At 64.1% G+C, this 2,532-nt stretch carries 3 protein-coding genes; 1 reads left to right on the plus strand and 2 read right to left on the minus strand.

Going from position 1 to position 2,532, the window contains the following annotated elements:
- Positions 1-334: 334 nt before the first annotated feature.
- Together NMG80_RS01305 and NMG80_RS01310 are read right to left on the minus strand one after the other, a co-directional pair.
- On the minus strand, positions 335-1,162 hold the full coding sequence (locus NMG80_RS01305) for a DUF2189 domain-containing protein (RefSeq protein ID WP_254016459.1): 828 nt from the start codon (positions 1,160-1,162) through the stop codon (positions 335-337).
- A 167-nt stretch (positions 1,163-1,329) separates the two neighbouring features.
- Positions 1,330-2,034, minus strand: a complete 705-nt coding sequence (locus NMG80_RS01310; protein ID WP_254016460.1) for a glutathione S-transferase family protein — start codon at positions 2,032-2,034, stop codon at positions 1,330-1,332.
- Between the two features lie 106 nt (positions 2,035-2,140).
- Between NMG80_RS01310 and NMG80_RS01315 the strand changes: the two genes are divergently transcribed.
- Positions 2,141-2,506, plus strand: a complete 366-nt coding sequence (locus tag NMG80_RS01315; RefSeq protein WP_254016461.1) for a winged helix-turn-helix transcriptional regulator — start codon at positions 2,141-2,143, stop codon at positions 2,504-2,506.
- The last annotated feature ends 26 nt before the right edge of the window (positions 2,507-2,532 follow it).

Here is a 2,532-nt window from a genome sequence, read left to right on the forward strand (position 1 = left end):
GCCCATGGGACAGCGCCCCCTCTTGGTAGCTTCATCGACCGCCATCCCCTCTTTCACGCGCAGCGCAATCACATAGGGATTCTTGCGAAGGTGAACCCCCACCCTAACCCTCCCCACAAGGGGGAGGGAACGCTGCCGCGCGCCTTTACTTTCCCTTCGGCGCCGAAAGGCAGGCAATTTGCCGAGGTCAGCGCCAACGGAAGTCTCCCTCCCCCTTGTGGGGTGGGGTTAGGGGTGGGGGTCCATCGTAGAGCGAAGCCTCGCCGGCGATCTCCCCCCGCGTGAGGAGATGTCCGGATGGCGACCGACAGGCAGCGCCAAATGCCGCTCCAGCCTACATCGGCCGCCGGTCCGGCTGCGCCCGCTCTGGTTCGACCACCCTGCGATAGAGATGCCACGTCGCATGGCCAAGCACGGGCATGACGACGGCGAGCCCGGCAAACAGCGGGATCGAGCCGATGACCAGCAGCACGGCGACCATCAGGCCCCACAGCGCCATCTGCAGCGGGTTTGTCATCACCGCCCGTGCCGAGGTCTCGATCGCCGAGACCGCGCCGACATCGCGGTCGAGCAGCAGCGGGAAAGCGACGACGGTCGTCGCCAGCACGATCGCGGCAAAGACGAAGCCAGCCGCATTGCCGAGCAGGATCAGCGTCCAGCCTTTGGGCGTTGTCAGCACCTCGCGCACAAAGCCGCCGATCGAGGCCGGAGGCTGAGCGCCGAACAGGCTGGTGTAGATCGATTGCGCGGTGAACAGCCAGAGCAGGAACAGTGCCACCAGCATAATGCCGATGACCGCGATCGCCGGCACCGCCGGCGAGTGGCGCACCTCGAGCGCGTGCCACCAGGACGTGTCCATGCCGAGCTCGCGGCGGCGGCTGATCTCGTAGAGGCCGATCGCGGCGAACGGTCCAAGCAGGGCGAAGCCGGACATCAGCGGGTAAAGGAGCTGGATGGCGTAGGCGCCGGATGTCGTCCACTGCGCCAGGATCAATCCGACCACCGGATAGATCAGGCACATGAAGACGTAATGCGATGGCTTTGCCCAAAAGTCCTCGACGCCGAGCCGCAGCACATCGATCAGGTCCGCCGTGGTGATGCGGCGCACCTTGGGCTGCACGTGCATTCCACGCGCGTCCGACATGACATGAAAGCTGGCCATAACCATTCTCCCGTATTCAGGGGACGGCCACCGCCAGGATGGCCGCCCGTAGCTGCCACTTCAAGAGCTATGCATGATAGCCGAATTCGATGTGCTTGTCGCGAATCGGGTGGGTTGAGCAAGCGCCGCGCGGCACGGGCGTACGTGTGCCGTGCGGCTGGCGTGTGCTAGGCACCAAATCGCTCGATTACCTCGGCCAGCGGAATGTGGCCAAGGCAGGCACCCGAACCCGCGGGCTTTTCGCCATCCTCGATGGCCTGCGCATACCGCACGTCCGGATCGCTTTCGATCCGGCGCCGCAGCGCCGCCAGCCTGGGATAGGCGGCCCCGTCGACCGCCTGGTGGAACTCCGCCCAACGTGCCACGCCAATCAGCGTGGTGTCGGCAAGCGTCAGACGGTCGCCGACCAGAAAGTCCGTGTTTGATATCATCGCCTCAAGCCGGTCGTGGCGTTCGGCAACGGCCTTGCGGCCAAAGTCGCGCAAGGTCGCCTTCAGCTCCGGTTCGGCCGATTCCATTTCATATGCAGCCCAGAGCGGGGTGAAAGCGGCGGTGAAACCGGTGTTCACGAAAGCCATCAGCTGATGCATCCGGTCGGCTTCCGGCGAGCGCGGGTCGAAGCTGATGCGACGCTGCCGGTCGCGGGCTTCGAGCCACGCGGCAATCGCCATGGTCTCGGTGAGCACTTTGCCTTCGTCCGTGATCAGCACCGGCGTTTCCTGACGGCCGTTGATGCGGGTATAGGCGTCGTTCTTCATTTCGGTGAGCATGTCGACGCGACACAGGCGGTAGGGCTGTCCGAGGCGCTCAAAAGCAGCGACGAGCCCCATCGAACTTCCCGCCGGGACGCCGTAAAGGAGGATAGGTTCCATTTCTTGTCTCTTCCATGTTTAGGGATCACGCTGCGCAGCGAAGCTTGACCCTAAAGGCTGGTCGTCCCATGTAAATTACGCACTATTCTGTAACCAGGGATCCGCCATGAAAGATGTCGTCTCAAGCTGCCCGATCGAAGAGGCCATGCGTGTGCTCAGCGGTCGCTGGCCCACCTTGCTGCTCTACTATCTCAAGGACGGGACCAAGCGCTTCAGCGACCTGAGGCGTGACAACCCGACCGTGTCGCATCGCATTCTGGCGCTGGAACTGCGCAAGCTGGAAGAAGCCGGGATTGTGCGGCGAACGGCGCATGCCGGCTATCCGCTACGCGTCGACTATGACCTCACGGCAGCGGGCTCCAAGCTTGTGCCGCTCATCGACGCCCTGGGCGAGTGGTGGGAAGATACCGAGGACGATCGCGCCGGCCGGGTCTCATCGACGGCGGAAACAAGGCTCGTGGCGGCGGAATAAGCAGTGGATCGCGGTAGGGACGCCCA

Source organism: Mesorhizobium escarrei (genome assembly GCF_935825525.1).
Lineage (GTDB): Bacteria > Pseudomonadota > Alphaproteobacteria > Rhizobiales > Rhizobiaceae > Mesorhizobium > Mesorhizobium escarrei.

What these genes read in the sequence shown, in the direction of transcription:
- NMG80_RS01305 (WP_254016459.1), bottom strand. Translation starts at nt 1,162, where the DNA reads ATGGCCAGCTTTCATGTCATGTCGGACGCGCGTGGAATGCACGTGCAG.
- NMG80_RS01310 (WP_254016460.1), bottom strand. Translation starts at nt 2,034, where the DNA reads ATGGAACCTATCCTCCTTTACGGCGTCCCGGCGGGAAGTTCGATGGGG.
- NMG80_RS01315 (WP_254016461.1), top strand. Translation starts at nt 2,141, where the DNA reads ATGAAAGATGTCGTCTCAAGCTGCCCGATCGAAGAGGCCATGCGTGTG.